Annotated in this window: 19 protein-coding genes; 12 read left to right on the forward strand and 7 right to left on the reverse strand. The window is 32.2% G+C overall.

The features are described from left to right. Positions 1 to 38 precede the first annotated feature (38 nt). From nadE to CAB05_RS10755, 4 genes are read right to left on the reverse strand one after another with little or no spacing between them, the layout of a single operon-like run. Positions 39 to 860 carry an NAD(+) synthase gene (nadE, locus tag CAB05_RS10740; RefSeq protein ID WP_087999833.1) on the reverse strand — a complete coding sequence of 274 codons (822 nt, stop codon included), beginning with the start codon at positions 858 to 860 and terminating at the stop codon, positions 39 to 41. After that, on the reverse strand, positions 857 to 1,489 hold the full coding sequence (gene nadD / locus CAB05_RS10745; protein ID WP_087999834.1) for a nicotinate-nucleotide adenylyltransferase: 633 nt from the start codon (positions 1,487 to 1,489) through the stop codon (positions 857 to 859). The genes nadE and nadD overlap by 4 nt, the downstream gene beginning before the upstream one ends. Beyond that, positions 1,482 to 2,951 carry a nicotinate phosphoribosyltransferase gene (locus CAB05_RS10750; protein ID WP_087999835.1) on the reverse strand — a complete coding sequence of 490 codons (1,470 nt, stop codon included), beginning with the start codon at positions 2,949 to 2,951 and terminating at the stop codon, positions 1,482 to 1,484. Before CAB05_RS10750 ends, nadD begins: the two co-directional genes overlap by 8 nt. After that, complete coding sequence (locus tag CAB05_RS10755; RefSeq protein ID WP_087999836.1) at positions 2,948 to 3,499, reverse strand: cysteine hydrolase family protein; 552 nt, start codon at positions 3,497 to 3,499, stop codon at positions 2,948 to 2,950. Before CAB05_RS10755 ends, CAB05_RS10750 begins: the two co-directional genes overlap by 4 nt. Before the next feature lie 344 nt (positions 3,500 to 3,843). On the opposite strand from CAB05_RS10755, the gene CAB05_RS10760 reads away from it, so the two are divergent. From CAB05_RS10760 to CAB05_RS10770, 3 genes are all read left to right on the forward strand, one after another. After that, positions 3,844 to 4,296, forward strand: coding sequence for a GNAT family N-acetyltransferase (locus tag CAB05_RS10760; RefSeq protein ID WP_087999837.1), 453 nt, complete (start codon positions 3,844 to 3,846; stop codon positions 4,294 to 4,296). Positions 4,297 to 4,372: 76 nt separating this feature from the next. After that, complete coding sequence (locus tag CAB05_RS10765; protein ID WP_087999838.1) at positions 4,373 to 4,903, forward strand: hypothetical protein; 531 nt, start codon at positions 4,373 to 4,375, stop codon at positions 4,901 to 4,903. Beyond that, a complete protein-coding gene (locus tag CAB05_RS10770; protein WP_235821431.1) occupies positions 4,900 to 5,700 on the forward strand; it encodes a 2-phosphosulfolactate phosphatase in 801 nt (266 codons plus the stop codon). The genes CAB05_RS10765 and CAB05_RS10770 overlap by 4 nt, the downstream gene beginning before the upstream one ends. An 80-nt stretch (positions 5,701 to 5,780) precedes the next feature. On the opposite strand, the gene CAB05_RS10775 is transcribed toward CAB05_RS10770, so the two are convergent. Further along, a complete protein-coding gene (locus CAB05_RS10775; RefSeq protein WP_087999840.1) occupies positions 5,781 to 7,040 on the reverse strand; it encodes a TolB family protein in 1,260 nt (419 codons plus the stop codon). 380 nt (positions 7,041 to 7,420) lie between these two features. Here CAB05_RS10775 and CAB05_RS22620 point away from each other — a divergent pair, with 380 nt between their 5' ends. Next, a complete protein-coding gene (locus CAB05_RS22620; protein WP_268876396.1) occupies positions 7,421 to 7,546 on the forward strand; it encodes a Sec-independent protein translocase family protein in 126 nt (41 codons plus the stop codon). Between the two features lie 235 nt (positions 7,547 to 7,781). Here the strand turns inward: CAB05_RS22620 and hpt are convergent, their stop codons facing one another. Continuing rightward, positions 7,782 to 8,309: a hypoxanthine phosphoribosyltransferase gene (gene hpt / locus CAB05_RS10780; RefSeq protein ID WP_087999841.1), complete on the reverse strand. Its 528-nt coding sequence runs from the start codon at positions 8,307 to 8,309 to the stop codon at positions 7,782 to 7,784. A 165-nt stretch (positions 8,310 to 8,474) separates the two neighbouring features. Here hpt and CAB05_RS10785 point away from each other — a divergent pair, with 165 nt between their 5' ends. Continuing rightward, a complete protein-coding gene (locus tag CAB05_RS10785) occupies positions 8,475 to 10,013 on the forward strand; it encodes an FAD-dependent oxidoreductase (RefSeq protein WP_371870383.1) in 1,539 nt (512 codons plus the stop codon). Positions 10,014 to 10,039: 26 nt separating this feature from the next. Next, the gene (locus tag CAB05_RS10790) at positions 10,040 to 10,807 is read left to right on the forward strand and encodes an SDR family oxidoreductase (protein ID WP_087999842.1); all 768 of its coding nucleotides are present in this window, start codon (positions 10,040 to 10,042) and stop codon (positions 10,805 to 10,807) included. Positions 10,808 to 11,089: 282 nt separating this feature from the next. Here CAB05_RS10790 and CAB05_RS10795 read toward each other — a convergent pair whose 3' ends face one another. Beyond that, positions 11,090 to 11,626, reverse strand: coding sequence for a GNAT family N-acetyltransferase (locus CAB05_RS10795; RefSeq protein WP_174567288.1), 537 nt, complete (start codon positions 11,624 to 11,626; stop codon positions 11,090 to 11,092). 186 nt (positions 11,627 to 11,812) lie between these two features. On the opposite strand from CAB05_RS10795, the gene CAB05_RS10800 reads away from it, so the two are divergent. From CAB05_RS10800 to CAB05_RS10825, 6 genes are all read left to right on the forward strand, one after another. After that, complete coding sequence (locus tag CAB05_RS10800; RefSeq protein WP_087999844.1) at positions 11,813 to 12,238, forward strand: cytidine deaminase; 426 nt, start codon at positions 11,813 to 11,815, stop codon at positions 12,236 to 12,238. Positions 12,239 to 12,253: 15 nt separating this feature from the next. Then, on the forward strand, positions 12,254 to 12,697 hold the full coding sequence (locus tag CAB05_RS10805; RefSeq protein ID WP_158093246.1) for a DinB family protein: 444 nt from the start codon (positions 12,254 to 12,256) through the stop codon (positions 12,695 to 12,697). A gap of 93 nt (positions 12,698 to 12,790) precedes the next feature. Beyond that, the gene (locus CAB05_RS10810; protein ID WP_087999846.1) at positions 12,791 to 13,702 is read left to right on the forward strand and encodes an AEC family transporter; all 912 of its coding nucleotides are present in this window, start codon (positions 12,791 to 12,793) and stop codon (positions 13,700 to 13,702) included. A 102-nt stretch (positions 13,703 to 13,804) separates the two neighbouring features. Beyond that, on the forward strand, positions 13,805 to 14,383 hold the full coding sequence (locus CAB05_RS10815; RefSeq protein WP_087999847.1) for a nucleotidyltransferase family protein: 579 nt from the start codon (positions 13,805 to 13,807) through the stop codon (positions 14,381 to 14,383). Between the two features lie 60 nt (positions 14,384 to 14,443). Then, positions 14,444 to 14,905: a Gmad2 immunoglobulin-like domain-containing protein gene (locus tag CAB05_RS10820; protein WP_087999848.1), complete on the forward strand. Its 462-nt coding sequence runs from the start codon at positions 14,444 to 14,446 to the stop codon at positions 14,903 to 14,905. A 276-nt stretch (positions 14,906 to 15,181) separates the two neighbouring features. Next, entirely contained in the window at positions 15,182 to 15,850 is a 669-nt protein-coding gene (locus CAB05_RS10825; protein WP_087999849.1) for a response regulator transcription factor, read from the forward strand.

Consider the following 15,850-nt stretch of genomic DNA (forward strand, 5'->3'; position numbering starts at 1 on the left):
GCTGCCAAATTATATGGCAGCTTTTTTGGGGGTGTAATTCAAAATTGATCAAATACGGTGTAAGGCATTTGTCTTTTATGTCTTGATTTATTAAACCACGCTTCAATTTTAGATTGGGAATCAGCATTGATTTCTTTACCCTCTAAGTAATCATCAATATCATCATAAGTAACACCTAATGCTACTTCATCTGCCAATTGTGGTCGATCTTCTTCTAAATCAGCAGTCGGAATCTTTTCATATAATTTTGGAGGGCAATTTAATTCTTTTAATAGCATTTTACCTTGTCTTTTATTAAGACGGAATATTGGTGTAAGGTCTGCGCCTCCATCACCATATTTAGTATAAAATCCAGTAATTGCTTCAGCTGAATGGTCAGTTCCTAAAACGACACAGCCTTTCATCGCAGCGATACTATATTGAACTTTCATACGCTCACGAGCTTTTTCATTCCCTTTTGCAAAGTCCGTTAATTCAATACCAACTGATTTTAATGTTGCTACACTAGCATCAACAGCTGCTTTGACATTCACTGTATACGTTTCTGTCGGTTGAATAAATTGAAGTGCGAGTTGACAATCGTCTTCATCCATCTGAACTCCGTATGGAAGTCTAACAGCAACAAATATATATTTCTTTTCTGATTGTTCTTCATTTAATTCATTAATTGCAAGCTGTGCAAGTTTACCAGTTAAAGTAGAGTCTTGACCACCTGAAATTCCTAAAACAAATCCATTTAAAAAGGGATGTTTCTTTAAATAGTTTTTGAGAAAATCGATGCTAATTCTGATCTCTTCTTTCGGATCAATCACAGGCTTTACTTTCATTTCTTCAACAATTTCTTTTTGCAATGTATTCAATCTTCATTCTCCTTTTGTTGATATAAATTGTGTTTCTTAATATATGCATAACATTCTTCAGGCAATAAATATCTAGGTTCTCCGCCTTTTGCGAATTCTTCACGAATATAGGTGGAACTAATCTCCATTGCTAAACCTTTATCTATCAGATGAAATCTTGTACCATTATCATTATTTCTTAAAAGAGGGGAACGTGAAATTGTTTTAAGCATATCAATTCCATCACGGGCCATTACAATAAATTTATTTTCAGATACTAACTGGTCACCGTATTTCCATTTGCCATCTGCAATATCTTCTAATAGATCAGCACCCATGATGAAATAAACTTCATCATCTTGGAATGTAGATTTAAAATGATTCATCGTATAATAAGTAAAAACTTCCCAAGCTTCCTTATTCATTTCGTAATTATCAGCTATGAATTTTGGGTTGTTTTTTATAGCTAAATTCAACATATTCCAACGATGTTCATCTGTATTATGTAATTGCTTATCCCGACGTTTTGATGAGCAAGGTAAGAAAATGACTTTATCTAACTTACAACGATGGGCAATTGTACTTGCAGTCCATAAATGAACATTTGTGATAGGGTCAAATGAGCTACCATATATTCCAATCTTAGCCATTCTTTAATTCCTCAGTCTTTCTCCTAGCTTCCGCTATTTTCTCCATTTTGTTATTCCAACATTTTTCACTTAAATCTACTGGATATTCTTCAGGATTCAATGCACGTTTATATTCTTCCCAAAGTAAAGATAGGTTTTCTTCAGCAAATGCTTGAACATCTTTGATATCTGGAATTGTATAGACCAATTCACCATTCTTAAAGATTTCATGATGAAGCTCTCTGGCTTCAAAATGTGTCACAAACTTACTGATATATGTATGGATTGGATGAAATAATTTAATTTTTTCTTCAGACTCTGGATTTTCATCATCTAATGCAATATAATCTGCTTCAGCATGATGATTAATTGTGTTAATGATCCGATACAGTTTTTTAAATCCAGGTGTCGTTACTTTTTCTGGATTTTGAGAGATTTTAATTGTATCAACCATTTGTCCATTTTCATCTTCAATACTGACTAATTTATAAACAGCTCCTAAAGCAGGTTGATCATATGCTGTAATTAGTTTTGTTCCAATACCCCAAGAGTCAATTTTAGCTCCTTGAGATTTTAAATTTAAAATCGTATATTCATCTAAATCATTCGAAGCAATAATTTTAGTGTTTGTAAAGCCAGCTTCATCAAGCATTTTTCGTGCTTCTTTAGATAAATAGGCTAAGTCACCACTATCTAATCTAATTGCTGCAAAGTTAATTTTATCTCCTAACTCTTTAGCAACTTTTATGGCATTAGGAACTCCACTTTTAAGCGTATCGTAAGTATCAACTAAAAAAGTACAATGATAATGTCGATCTGCGTATTTCTTAAATGCAATATACTCATCTCGATATGCTTGAACTAGCGCGTGAGCATGTGTACCTGAAACAGGAATATTAAATAATTTACCTGCTCTTACATTACTAGTAGCATGAAAGCCGCCAATAAACGCAGCTCTAGCTCCCCAAATGGCTGCATCAAACTCTTGTGCACGCCTAGTACCAAATTCCATTAGTGTATCTTCACCAACAATATGTTTAATACGTGAAGCTTTTGTTGCGATTAAAGTTTGGTAATTAACGATATTTAATAAAGCAGTTTCAATTAATTGAGCTTCAAGAAGTGGTGCTTCAATTCGTAATATAGGTTCATTTGAAAAAACCAATTCTCCTTCAAGAAGAGCCTTAATCGTTCCAGTAAATTTCACTGTAGATAAATACTCAAGAAATTCAGCTTCATAACCTAGTTCATTTTTAAGATATTCTAAATCTGTTTGACTGAATGTAAAGTTCTGAAGATAGTTAATGATTTTTTCTAAACCAGCAAAAATAGCATAGCCATTTCCAAATGGAAGTTTTCGAAAGTATAATTCAAAGACTGCTTTTCTATTGTGAATATTGTCTCCCCAATAAGTTTCGGCCATATTAATTTGGTATAAATCTGTATGTAATGCAAGGCTATCATCATGAAAATTTGTATTCATCGTATTTCCGCCCCTAAAGTGTTTTTAAAGTGACTTAAAGCCCACTCATGACCTGCTGCATTAAAACTAGCTACAGCATCACTATGAATGACCAATTTATAACCCTTATTATAAGCATCAACTGCTGTATGTAATACACAAATATCTGTACATACTCCGATTAAATGAAGTTCACTAATATTACGCTCTCTTAGCTTAATATCAAGATCAGTACCTGCAAAAGAAGAATACCTCGTTTTATCCATCCAATGTACGTTAGAAAGGCCTTTGGACACCTCAAATACATCCTGTAATCCTCCAAATAAATTTCTTCCATTTGTGTGGCGAATATTATGCGGAGGAAATAATTTTGTTTCAGGGTGAAAATGGTCATCCAAATCATGAACATCAACAGCAAAAACAACATAATCATCTTGTTTCAGAAAGTTATTTGTTATTTGAATGATATTTTGTTCAATTTCTTGTGCAGGTTTCCCACATGTTAATGAACCATCATCTGCCACAAAATCATTTGTATAATCAATAATGATTAAAGCTTTATTACTCATTTACAGCTCCCCTAACTAATGAATATGTGTGTTTGTAGAAAACTTCACAAAATAATGATAAAAAATACATAATAATGGAAGTAATACCATTATTTTTCAATTTAATCTTATTATAAGTTAAATCATATGAAAACTAATAAAAATAAATTTAATAAATAAAATATATCCATTATTGTTTCCAGTGTTCAAATAATTAATATAGTGGAGTGCCTGGTCTAGATTAGTGGAGCTTTGAAAAGGATTCTTCTGTCATTTATCGAAGTATTCATTAGTAGTATTTCTGTATGTTAAGTATATAAATGATAGATATATAGGAAAAATGATTAGATTTAGGGGTGAAGGAAATGAGAGTTTTTCAAGCAAAAACATCAGAGGTAAAAGAAGTTGCAAAATTATTTGATCAATATCGTGTTTTTTACAAACAAGAAAGTAATATTGAAGCAGCAGAAGCATTTATATCAGAAAGAATGGAAAATAATGAATCAGTTATTTTAGTCGTCGAAGAAGAAGGCGAATTTTTAGGGTTTACCCAACTGTATCCTTCGTTTTCATCCGTTTCAATGAAAAGATTATGGATTTTAAATGACTTATTCGTTTCAAAAACTGCGAGAAACAAAGGGGTTGCTCAATACCTTTTAGATACTGCCAAACAATTTGCGATTGAGACAAGCGCTAAATCATTAGATCTTCAAACAGCAAACGACAATTTTGCGGCACAAGCACTTTATGAAAAAAATGGCTATGAACTTGAAAAAGATTTCCGTTCCTACTCATTGATGATTGAAAATCAATTGTAATCATTTAAGCAAATTTAACATTATATAAATTTTATGGATTCCTTTAATGAAATGATTTGTAACGAAAGGAAAATATATGGGGAAAAAATTAATTGTTCTATTCGTATGTATCATTGTGGTAATTACTAACCCCTACTATTTTACAAACTATTATGAAACAAAAAAAGAAGCAGTAACAGCTGCTATAAAGGTTAATACAACCAATCTAAAACAAGAAAATTATCAGCTAGTCAAAATACCAAATAGCTCTTATTTAATATGTATCACAGATATTCCTCATAGTATGTACGTTTATAAAACCTCATCGATGTTTCATAAATATAAAGCTACTTTATATAATGTAGAACATTTATATGCTGGGGATGGTGCAGGAATACATTATGTGAATGGTAAGCTTGCTTATGGTTTTACGAAGGAAAAACCAAAAGATAAAGATATCTATATTAATCAAACAAAAATGAATGTATTTGAATTAGAAAAATATTTTAAAAATAGTAAATATGAAATAATCTATAGAAATTTAGTACTCTATTATCCAGACCAACCAATGGTTACAAAAAATAGTTCAAGTTCAAAAATGGGTTTTGACGAAGTTACCTATCGATGAAGATAATTAGAGGTGAAACTATGTTTGATCAATCTCCTTTTGAATGTCGTGTAGAATGGGGAAAACGTGGTGCAAGAGAGGCTGCCGAGCGATGCGATATTACAATTGTAGTAGATGTACTAAGTTTTTCTTCGACAGTCGTTTCAGCTGTAAATAAAGGAGCAATTATTTATCCTTACCCGCCAAATTTAGATGGACATTTATATGCCAAAAATCTAGGAGCGGATTACATACTCGGAAGAAAAGAAGCAGCAATCATTGGTAGACCAACTCTATCTCCAGTTTCATTCAATGAACAGCATGCAAATCAAAAATACGTTTTAAGCTCGCTAAATGGTGCATTTTGCTCCTGGATTGCGACAAAAGTACCTGCTTTATTAATTGGATCTTTACTAAACTATTCAGCAGTTGCAAGGATTGCAAAACGATTAAAACATGAAACAAAAGCTAATATCACTGTCATTCCATGTGGTGAACTTTGGAATGAAATAAGAGAGAACGAGGACGGTCTACGTCCATCAATTGAAGATTATTTAGGTGCAGGTGCAATATTATCTGAATTAAGTGGAACGAAATCACCGGAAGCAGAAGTTTGTATCGGCGCATATGAACATTCTAAAGATCGTATAAGTGAGTTAGTGTGGGAATGTGGAAGTGGTCGAGAACTTCGTGAAAAAGGATATGAAGCAGACGTGATACATTGCAGTCAAATGAATAAATATCAGACCGTACCAATTTTACGAAATGGGTCTTTTGTAGATGCCTCAAATTTAGGGTATGCAACTAAAAAAGGATGAATATTCTTCATCCTTTTTGTTTTAACCTTATAGCAGATAATATTGATTTATACTCCATATAGAGGCACTAAAAATTGAACCTATTTATTAAAAATCGAATATAATCCAACTTTTTTGATTAGTATTTTAGGATTTTTACCATTCAAATCAGCCATCCATAAATCGCCTTCAATTTCTAAATCGCTCTTTCTTACCCAGGTAATTTTATTTAAAGAAGTGGAATAGACTGGGCTATAGTCTCCTAAATTTTTAGTCGGATTTGTAATTTTCAATTGGTTTGGTTCATGAATATTTACAAGAAATAAAGCAGGTTTTGGTCTCTTTTTAGGATCATTGGACCACTCGCTTTCAACGACACGTGACACAATTAATGTAGAATCATTACACCATGTAAATCCTAATTCTGCAAAATTAGGTGGCGTTAAATTTGTAGAAGTAAACGCAGGCATTTCTGTAACTTTTAAGTCTTTATCTTTAAAACCAGCGACTAATCTTCCGCCACCGGCAATATAACCTAATATATTCTTCTGATATGCCCATTTTGGCTCATCAACTTGAAAAATGACTTCATCTTGTATTTCAAAGATTTTTCCATCGGCTGAAATAATACAAAGAAAATTACTATCCATGGACCACGAAGCTGTTGGACTAACTATAAAGGATATCCATTTTTGATTTGGTGAAAATTCAAAACTACTTGCATTAATCGAAGGGATACTTACATTTCCTTTTTTTAAATCCTTTGGAATGACAAAAAACTGATTTACATTTTCGGTTAACATTTTATGATTTTTTAAATCATTTGGTAAAGGTATTTTATATAGAATAGGGTTCGTCCAACCATCAGGGTGAAGAGAGGCACTTGATGATGCTATAAAGTTCTTACCATCCGGGAACCAATTAAAATCATCTACACCAAGTGCTATATTATAGAATTGTTTAAAGTCAGAAACATTTAATACCCCACCATCTAAGAAGGCAACGATATTTTTAGTAGGAGACCATTTTGGATTTGATCCATCATTAAAAATCAAAGTATGTTTTTTTGTTTTTAAGTTATAAACCCAAATTTCAGATTGAGTCGGATATGAATCCGTTGAACTCTGAGTAATTTCTTTTTGATATAAAATAAATTGTCCGTCAAATGACCACTGGGGAGGGTAATGATAAACTGCTGGTTTACTTGTAATTTTTTGATCTTTGTTATTTATTTTTGTCCATAAATACCCATCTTTTACATAAACAATCTTTAAAGAAGTGTTGTCAGTATCTGCATGGGTTAGATTTGGAAAAAGTAAATAAACAAATGTCATCATGATGATGAATATTTTTTTCTGCATTTGTTCACCTCTTTATTCAAATTTTGAATATTTTTCCCTACTCTATATGGAAATATCAATTTTGTTTTTACTGAAAAAAGCATCGATAAATACTTAATGAAAAGGAATGTTTTGGTAACCGTTGTAGCCATTTATGAATGCGTTAGTTGGTGACAACTCCAGGATGCTCCCTTTTTAGTGGGGCGTGAGCTGAGCCTCCTCGGTGCCCTGCGGGGTCTCAACCTTCCCGCATCTCCCACAGGAGTCTCGCACCTTCCGTTGTAATCAACTTCTGTGTTTATTTCAATCCAAATCAAGAATATTTCAGAAAATAGTTTAAGAAAAAAGTTTTTAAATTGAAGGTATATTAAAGAATTCAAAAGAAAAAGGAGATATATCAAATGTGGATTATTATGTCTGTGGTGTTAGTCATTTTATTTCTCCCGATGTTTTATAAACTGAATAAGAGAATCAGTATATTAGAAGATGAAGTTCGAGAGTTAAAAGGAATTAAGAAAATCTATTAGTGACGTTTAAATAAAATGAAATTAATGGATTTATTCATAAGTGTACGTTTATCAGCTTTTTAATTAGTGCTTGGAAGTCAGCAGAAGAAGTGAAAAAAATAGAACTGACATTCCCAGAGGAATAGAAAATCATTTTAGATTTAATAGATAGGAATCGGTTAGTTAACAATACTTGTCATAAAAAAGGATCGTTCGAATTCTAACAAACGATCCTAATTCTTAATTTGAATACCGCCTAGTACTCCTCTACTGTCGCTATATATGGGAGGTTTCTATATTTTTGTGCATAGTCAATTCCATAGCCAACGATGAATTCATCAGGAATGACGAATCCGACATAATCAACAGGCAAGTCAATTTTTCTTCGTTCAGGCTTGTCCAATAAAGTACAAATCTTAATGTTTCGTGGTTTATGTAATTGGAGATGATCCTTTAAGAAATGCAATGTTAACCCGCTATCAATGATGTCCTCAATTACAACTACATTTTTGTTTGTAATATTTGAGTCAAGGTCCTTTAATAGTTTCACTTTACCAGTAGATTCTGTTTGGTCACTATAGCTTGAGACGGAAATAAAATCTACATTAATATCACTATTCATTTCTCTAATTAAATCAGCTGCAAAAACAAAAGAACCTTTTAGTACAACAATCATTACAACAGATTCATTGTTAAAATCCCTTTCTATTTCTTCGGCAATTTGTTTTACTCTTTGTTTCAAATCAGATTCAGAAATTAGCGTATCTTTTATTCGATATGGCATTTGTATTCCTCCTTACCAAATTAATGGTTTATTAAACTTTTAAATTTTCATAAAGACAGTTTCATTATAACCAATTAATAGTGTTTATTACTAAGTTATATGTTTATTAATGAAGTGACTTCAGTTTGGTAATAATAGCCATATACTAATTATGGAGGTTATTACATGAACGAAAAAATTGACTACAATGGCTTACCGAAACATTCTAAGCCTATGTGGAGAAGTGGTTTAAATGTCCCTTCCTTCCAACCATATACAGAAGATGAAGAGTTTGATGTTGTTATTGTTGGTGCAGGAATTACCGGGATTTCAACTGCCTACTTTTTAACTCAAGCAGGGATGAAGGTTGCAATTCTAGACGCTAATAAAATTTTGAATGGCACGACTGGTCATACGACTGCAAAAGTAACGGCTCAACATGATTTAATCTATGATGAGTTAATTCAAAATTTTGGACTAGAGAAGGCAAGAATCTATTATGAATCCTCAAAAGATGCCATGGATTTTGTAAAAAAATACAGTACTGATAATCAAATAGACTGTAATTTAGAGATTCGGGATGCTATTATTTATACAAATTCAGATCAATATGTAAATAATTTACATAAAGAATTAAAAGCTTATGATTTACTAGGAATCGACTCGGCTAGTTCTGAAAGTACAGCTTTACCTTTACAATCTAAGTTTTCAATATCAATGAAAAATCAAGCACAGTTCCATCCATTAAAATATTTAATTCACATGTTAAAGGAATCTATTGAAATAGGATTACGTGTATATGAGGAAACTGTTGCAATTGATGTAGAACCTGGCAAAATAGCACAAGTCATTACGCAAAGTGGAAAGAGAATTAAATGTAAGCATGTAGTTAGTGCATCTCATTTTCCTTTCTATGATGGTATGAAATTGTTTTTTGCAAAAATGCATGCAGACCGTTCATACGTTTTAGCAGCTAAACTTAAATCACCTTTCCCTAAAGGAATGTATTTAAGTGCAGAAGATCCAAAAAGATCACTAAGAACAATACAATATAATAATGAAGAATTAGTGTTGATTGGAGGAGAAGGTCATAAAACAGGCGTAGAAACTCGTACAATGAGTTTTTATGAGAATTTGAAACAATTTGGTGATGAAGTCTTTGGTATTGATGATGTGAAATATAGATGGTCAACACAAGACTTAGTGACTTTAGATAATGTTCCTTACATTGGTCGATATTCAGAAAATCATCATAATATTTATGTTGCCACTGGCTTCCGTAAGTGGGGAATGACAAATGGTACTGTTTCTGCCAAATTAATTAGTAATTTAATTTTAGAAAAGGACGCTCCAAATGCAGAATTATTCTCTCCTTCTAGATTTCAAGCTAACCCTAGCATTAAGCATTTCTTGATGCAAAATATTGATGTGGCTAAACATTTAATTGAAGGGAAACTAGAGCCAGTTTCTAGAAAAATAGAAGAATTATATAATGATGAAGGATCTGTTGTATCGCTTGATGGGAAACGTGTGGGAGCGTATAAAGATGTAAATGGAAAGGTTCATTGTGTTGATACAACCTGTACCCATTTAGGCTGTGAAGTTGAATGGAATAATGGAGAAAAATCATGGGATTGTCCTTGTCATGGATCTAGATTTTCAATTTATGGTGAGGTTCTTGAAGGACCTGCCGATCAGCCATTAAAGCAAGTCTTTACCCAATAAAATAGAAGAATCTTGAGGAGAAACGAATGAATCAAAATAAAATAGCGATTATTACTGGTGCTAGTAGATTAAATGGGATTGGTGCAGCCATTTGCCGTCAATTAGCTGATGAAGGTTATGATATATTTTTTACCTATTGGACATCATACGATCAAGAAATGCCTTGGGGAATCGAGCATGATGAACCTCAATTACTAAAAGATGAATGCAGCGCAAAAGGTGTAAGAGTTGCATCACTTGAAATTGATTTATCAAATGAAGATGCGCCGAATCAACTATTTCAGCAAGTAATAAATGAACTTGGTTATCCAAGTATTTTAATTAATAATGCAGCTTATTCTACAAATAATGATTTTTCTAATTTAACTGCACAAGACTTAAACAATCATTATGATATAAATATTCGTGCTACAACATTATTAAGTATCTTATTTGCTAGACATTTTAAATATAAAAATGGTGGTAGAATTATCAATCTAACATCTGGCCAATTTAAAGGACCGATGCCAGGAGAACTTGCCTATGCAACAACAAAGGGTGCAATTGATGCATTAACAATCACCTTATCAGCTGAAGTCGCAAATTTAGGCATTACAGTAAATGCTATAAATCCAGGTCCAACCAATACGGGTTGGATGACTGATGAAATCAAAAATCATATTCTTCCGTCATTTCCATTAGGGAGAATAGGGGAGCCCACAGATGTGGCAAGATTGATTAAATTTTTAGTCAGTGACGATGGTGAATGGATCACAGGTCAAATCCTACACTCAGAAGGTGGATTTAGAAGATAATAAAAAAGGTCATATTCTAGTGAAAACTAAGGATATGACCTTTTTCGTTTTTATATCAAACAGTAAAGGTAAGGCTTATTAATAAAGAAGGAACAGATAAAAAAGCTCTTAGAGTCCTCACATTAAAACATAATGATTGAAACGGAAGGTGCTCGACTCCTATGGGAGATGCGGGAAGGCTGAGACCCCGCAGGCTTGCCGAGGAGGCTTCAGCTCACGCCCCATGGAAAGCGAGCATCCTGGAGTGGAAATCAACGCATTCTCTTTTTATTAATGTTTTTATCATCTACAATATTCCATTACATAACAGTCTCTAAATTCACCTTCATGAAATTCATGTTTTGGAAGAATTTTTACTTTTTTAAAGCCACACTTCATATAACAAGCAATTGCCCGTTCATTCCATGTTTGAGGATCCATAACGATTTTGTCAGCATTTAGTTTCTTTGTTAAATAATCAATCATTGCTGTGACAAGTTGGCTACCAATTCCTTTATTCCAATAATCTACCTCTCCGATAAATTGATCCATTCCATAAAGTTTTTCAGATGTATTCTCATACCCATACTCTACTTTACCTTCATCAACTAATTCATAATATTGAATATATCCAATTTCTTTGTCCCCATATTCAACAATACACATTGTGACCGACTCATCTTTGCTTAAAAAAACAGAACGAACTTTTTCCTCATTAAATGGGTTATCTCTGCCTTCATAATATTGAAGAACATTTTGATCTGATAGCCATTTAACTAAAAATGGTATGTCATTTTCATTGATAAGCCTTACCTTTAATTGACCATTTTGAAAAATCATCATTATTCCTCCTATATCCTAACAAGATGTAATTCGTTTTTCGTAAAATGAAATCCTCTATAACCGATATGAAAAAGAGGACTGTTTTCCATAATGAAGAAATAAATAAGGAGTTAACTTCCATAAATAAAAGTAACCAAAAATTATTATCAAACACCATATCTTGCAATGAAAGAAGGATATTCGATGGAAAAGTATCAACTAACACAGGAAGATTTTGAATTAATAGAGGCTGCAAAAGAAAAAATCATTTCGTTATATGAAGATGATAGGCATCATGTAGGAGCTGCAATTCGTATAAAATCAGGAAAGGTTGTTTCTGCAGTACATATAGAGGCATATATCGGTAGAGTATCAGTTTGTGCTGAAGCCATTACGATTGGAAAGGCAATCTCTGATGGGAACAAAGGATTTGATACGATCGTAGCGGTAAGACATCCATATTCAGATGAAGTAAATAGAGAGATAAAAGTAGTAAGTCCGTGCGGAATGTGCAGAGAACTAATTTCTGATTACTCACCAAATTGCTTTGTGATTATTGAAGATAAAGGTGAAATTATCAAAGTGAAAATTCATGAACTGCTTCCATTAAAGTATAAGAGAGAGAATTAAATGGGGGAAAAAAGGATGCCAATTACAAAAGAAGAACTATTAAAGCACAATCGTCATGTGAGCTTATGGGTTCATTCATTAAATGAACTGTCAGAAGAAAAATGGCGAAAACCAATTGCAGAAAATAAATGGACTGTTGCTGAAATAATCTCTCATTTGAGTGCGTGGGATTTATACATTATTGAACATCGATTAGCCATTGAAAATGAGGATTTTCCAATTAGCCCTATTGTAGAAAAGTTTAATACTACTGCTGCTGAATATGCTAGAAATCATTCAAAAGAAACGATTTTAAATGAATTTGCAGTGAATCGTCAAAAATTGATTGAGTGTATTGAGAATATTGATGTTCAAAAACTTCAAACACCATTTTATCGTAATTTAACAATTCTACAGTATTTGGGCGGTTTTATTGAACACGATTTACACCATCAAAAACAAATCCTGGATGTTATCTAAATTGCTACTTGCACTTCAACCTTTTTGACAATATATAGCTATATCAAAACAACATACGTTTTACAATGAAGTAAATGAGAGAAGGCGTAAAAAGTGTTTATTCATCTATTATTAGAAGTCATGGTACCATTATTTTTTTATGTCATATTAGGGTATACATTTAACAAAATATTCAAATTGCACTTAAGCACATTAACGACTCTATTAGTCTATTTATTTTTACCTGTTGCTGTTTTTATGAAAATGTATAGTAGTCCTTTATCTGGTGAAGTAGCAGGTAGCATTCTGCTATTTTTGATAATACAGTACGCCTTAATGTCTTTTGTTTCATTAATAGCTTGTAGAATAAGAGGCATTGAGCCAAGTATGAGAGGGGCGTTTGCCAATAGTATTGCATTAAATAATTCCGGCAATCTAGGCCTGCCAGTTAATGCTTTAGTATTTAAAAATGATCCATTTGCAATGAGTATTGGAGTCTTAATCGTCCTGTTTCAAAATATCATGACATTTACTGTTGGAATTTATAATGCAGAAGCAACTGTAAAGATGAAGGAAGCAATCATAAAAATGTTAAAACTTCCAATCTTATATAGTGTGGTGTTAGGGTTTATCCTCCAGTTATCTCACGTGGAATTGTCTGATGGGATTGTTTCAGTTTTTGATCCGATTACAGCTGCTTTTGCACCATTTGCATTAATAACTTTAGGTGCTCAATTAGCGGAATCTGGTAATGATATTGATTGGGCTAATTTAGGACTTAGCAATTTTCTAAGATTAATTGGTGCTCCATTATTAGCATATGGAATCATACTAATCTTTGGATTTGAGGGTATTATTGCAAAAGCGTTATTTATTGGAAGTGCTTTTCCAAGCTCGAGAAATAGTGCATTATTATCCTTTAAAGGACCACACGCTAGTTTTGCGGCACAAACAGTGATTTCTTCTACAATCATTAGTAGTGTCACTATACCAATTGTTATTCAACTTTCCGATATTCTATTTTAAGTTCAAAGTGTTTTGCTCTTTAAGACAAATCACTTTGAACTTTATGTGCTTCCTATCAATTATAAAAAGAATGAAGTTTGACATGTTAAAAAGGAGTTTAGAATGGATTGTAAAACCGAAGAAGATATTATGAAGTTAATTAAAGAAGACGTGTGGATGATGGACATTTTAAATACTGCAAAAACGTTACAACTACCTGACTGGTGGATTTGTGCAGGTTTTGTGCGATCTAAAATTTGGGACAATTTACACGGATTTGAAGAAAGAACAAGACTTGAAGATATTGATGTTATTTATTTTGATCCAGCAAATTTAGATGAATCAATTGAAAAGAAATATGAAGAAATATTAAAGGACTTAAGAATGGATATTCCTTGGTCGGTTAAAAATGAAGCAAGAATGCATTTGAAAAATAATATTAAACCTTATCAATCATGTGTTGATGCTATATCAAAGTTTCCAGAAACTGCAACAGCACTTGGCGTAAAGTTAAATGAGATGGATGAGATTATTTTAACAGCGCCATGTGGAGTAGATGATGCCATTAATGGAATCATAAAACCTTCACCACATTTCTTAAATAGTAGAGGGGCAATTGAAATATTTGAAGCACGATTACTTCAGAAAAATTGGAAACAAAAATGGCATATGTTACAAATCAAAGAAACCTATCAAAAATAAAGAATAAGTCATAGAACAATTTTAATTAGTTTTTAATAAGATACTTAGGGGGGCTACGCAATGAAAAAACATTTGTTTATTAGTTTGGCAATTGTAAGCATTCTTTGTATATCAGGTTGTCAAACAAATGACAATGGTAAAAAGGATGGGAAGGTAACGGTGGAAGATAAGGATAAGAAACCAGCAGTTGAGGATCAAATCTTAGCTGAAAATGAAGTTTTTAAAGTTACTTCAATCGTTAGAGAAGAAACGGTAAATAATGTTTTTGAAGTAGAAGGAACAGCGAGTGTATTTGAAGCGATGTTTAAGTATCGTTTGGAAGATGGGCATAACGTATTAGCTGAAGGAAGTGTTATGGCAGATAAAGGGGCTCCAGATTGGGGTAACTTTAAAATAAAGATAAGTCATAACCAACCATCAAGCCCAAATGGTGTATTAACGATTTATGTTGCGAGTGCTAAAGATGGTACTGCAGAAAATGAACTAAATATCCCAGTTGAGTTTGCAAATTTTGAAAGATAATAGAAAGACTTTAGCTACATGCTAAAGTCTTTTTTTGTTTATTTTAAAGAAATCATCATATATGGAATCTATTATCATTATGAAATAATGATAAAATGAGTAGAATGTAAATTGTTACATAAACTAGATTGTTCAGTTACATTAAAAATTTCTAATGAATTTCTAATGAAATTTTAAAAAATATATAAGTTCGTTTTCATTTTTTACAGATATGCTTATTAAAGACAAAGAATGATTTTATAAGTGTTATTATAAAAAAAATGAGGGATAAAATAAATGAAAAAAATATTAATTATAGAAGATGAAAAAGAGTTAGCGAATTTTATTAGATTAGAATTGGAGTATGAGGGAAATGAAGTTCATATTTCAAATGATGGAAGAGAAGGATTAAACCAAGCAATAGAGAATGAGTATGATTTAATTTTACTTGATTTGATGCTTCCAAATTTAAGTGGAATAGAAGTTTGTAGAAGAATACGAGCTCACAAAGATACACCAATCATAATGATTACTGCACGTGATAGTGTATTTGATCGTATTTCTGGTCTTGATAGTGGAGCTGACGATTATATTTCAAAACCATTTGTCATTGAAGAACTTCTTGCTCATATGCGTGCAATTTTTAGAAGAATTGATCGTTCAACAAAAATACATTGTTTAAAATTTAAAGATTTATCTTTAGATTCTGCTGCAAGAGTTGTAAAAAAAGAAGATGCAATTATTGATTTAACGAAAAAAGAGTTTGATTTACTATATCTGTTAATGAGTAATGTAAACAGAGTTTTAACTAGAGAAATTTTACTAGAAACAGTATGGGGTTATGGCTCAACAATTGAAACAAATGTTGTAGATGTTTATATTAGTTATTTAAGAACAAAACTAGATGATAAGAACAATACGTATATACACACTGTAAGAGGTACAGGGTATGTAATGAGAATGTAG

The sequence above is a fragment of the Gottfriedia solisilvae genome, assembly GCF_002128405.1.
In the GTDB taxonomy this organism is placed as follows: domain Bacteria; phylum Bacillota; class Bacilli; order Bacillales; family Bacillaceae_G; genus Gottfriedia; species Gottfriedia solisilvae.

Coding starts and splice junctions, on each gene's coding strand:
- nadD (WP_087999834.1), bottom strand. CDS start 1,489: ATGGCTAAGATTGGAATATATGGTAGCTCATTTGACCCTATCACAAAT.
- CAB05_RS10750 (WP_087999835.1), bottom strand. CDS start 2,951: ATGAATACAAATTTTCATGATGATAGCCTTGCATTACATACAGATTTA.
- CAB05_RS10755 (WP_087999836.1), bottom strand. CDS start 3,499: ATGAGTAATAAAGCTTTAATCATTATTGATTATACAAATGATTTTGTG.
- CAB05_RS10760 (WP_087999837.1), top strand. CDS start 3,844: ATGAGAGTTTTTCAAGCAAAAACATCAGAGGTAAAAGAAGTTGCAAAA.
- CAB05_RS10765 (WP_087999838.1), top strand. CDS start 4,373: ATGGGGAAAAAATTAATTGTTCTATTCGTATGTATCATTGTGGTAATT.
- CAB05_RS10770 (WP_235821431.1), top strand. CDS start 4,900: ATGAAGATAATTAGAGGTGAAACTATGTTTGATCAATCTCCTTTTGAA.
- CAB05_RS10775 (WP_087999840.1), bottom strand. CDS start 7,040: ATGCAGAAAAAAATATTCATCATCATGATGACATTTGTTTATTTACTT.
- CAB05_RS22620 (WP_268876396.1), top strand. CDS start 7,421: ATGTGGATTATTATGTCTGTGGTGTTAGTCATTTTATTTCTCCCGATG.
- hpt (WP_087999841.1), bottom strand. CDS start 8,309: ATGCCATATCGAATAAAAGATACGCTAATTTCTGAATCTGATTTGAAA.
- CAB05_RS10785 (WP_371870383.1), top strand. CDS start 8,475: ATGAACGAAAAAATTGACTACAATGGCTTACCGAAACATTCTAAGCCT.
- CAB05_RS10790 (WP_087999842.1), top strand. CDS start 10,040: ATGAATCAAAATAAAATAGCGATTATTACTGGTGCTAGTAGATTAAAT.
- CAB05_RS10795 (WP_174567288.1), bottom strand. CDS start 11,626: ATGATTTTTCAAAATGGTCAATTAAAGGTAAGGCTTATCAATGAAAAT.
- CAB05_RS10800 (WP_087999844.1), top strand. CDS start 11,813: ATGGAAAAGTATCAACTAACACAGGAAGATTTTGAATTAATAGAGGCT.
- CAB05_RS10805 (WP_158093246.1), top strand. CDS start 12,254: ATGCCAATTACAAAAGAAGAACTATTAAAGCACAATCGTCATGTGAGC.
- CAB05_RS10815 (WP_087999847.1), top strand. CDS start 13,805: ATGGATTGTAAAACCGAAGAAGATATTATGAAGTTAATTAAAGAAGAC.
- CAB05_RS10820 (WP_087999848.1), top strand. CDS start 14,444: ATGAAAAAACATTTGTTTATTAGTTTGGCAATTGTAAGCATTCTTTGT.
- CAB05_RS10825 (WP_087999849.1), top strand. CDS start 15,182: ATGAAAAAAATATTAATTATAGAAGATGAAAAAGAGTTAGCGAATTTT.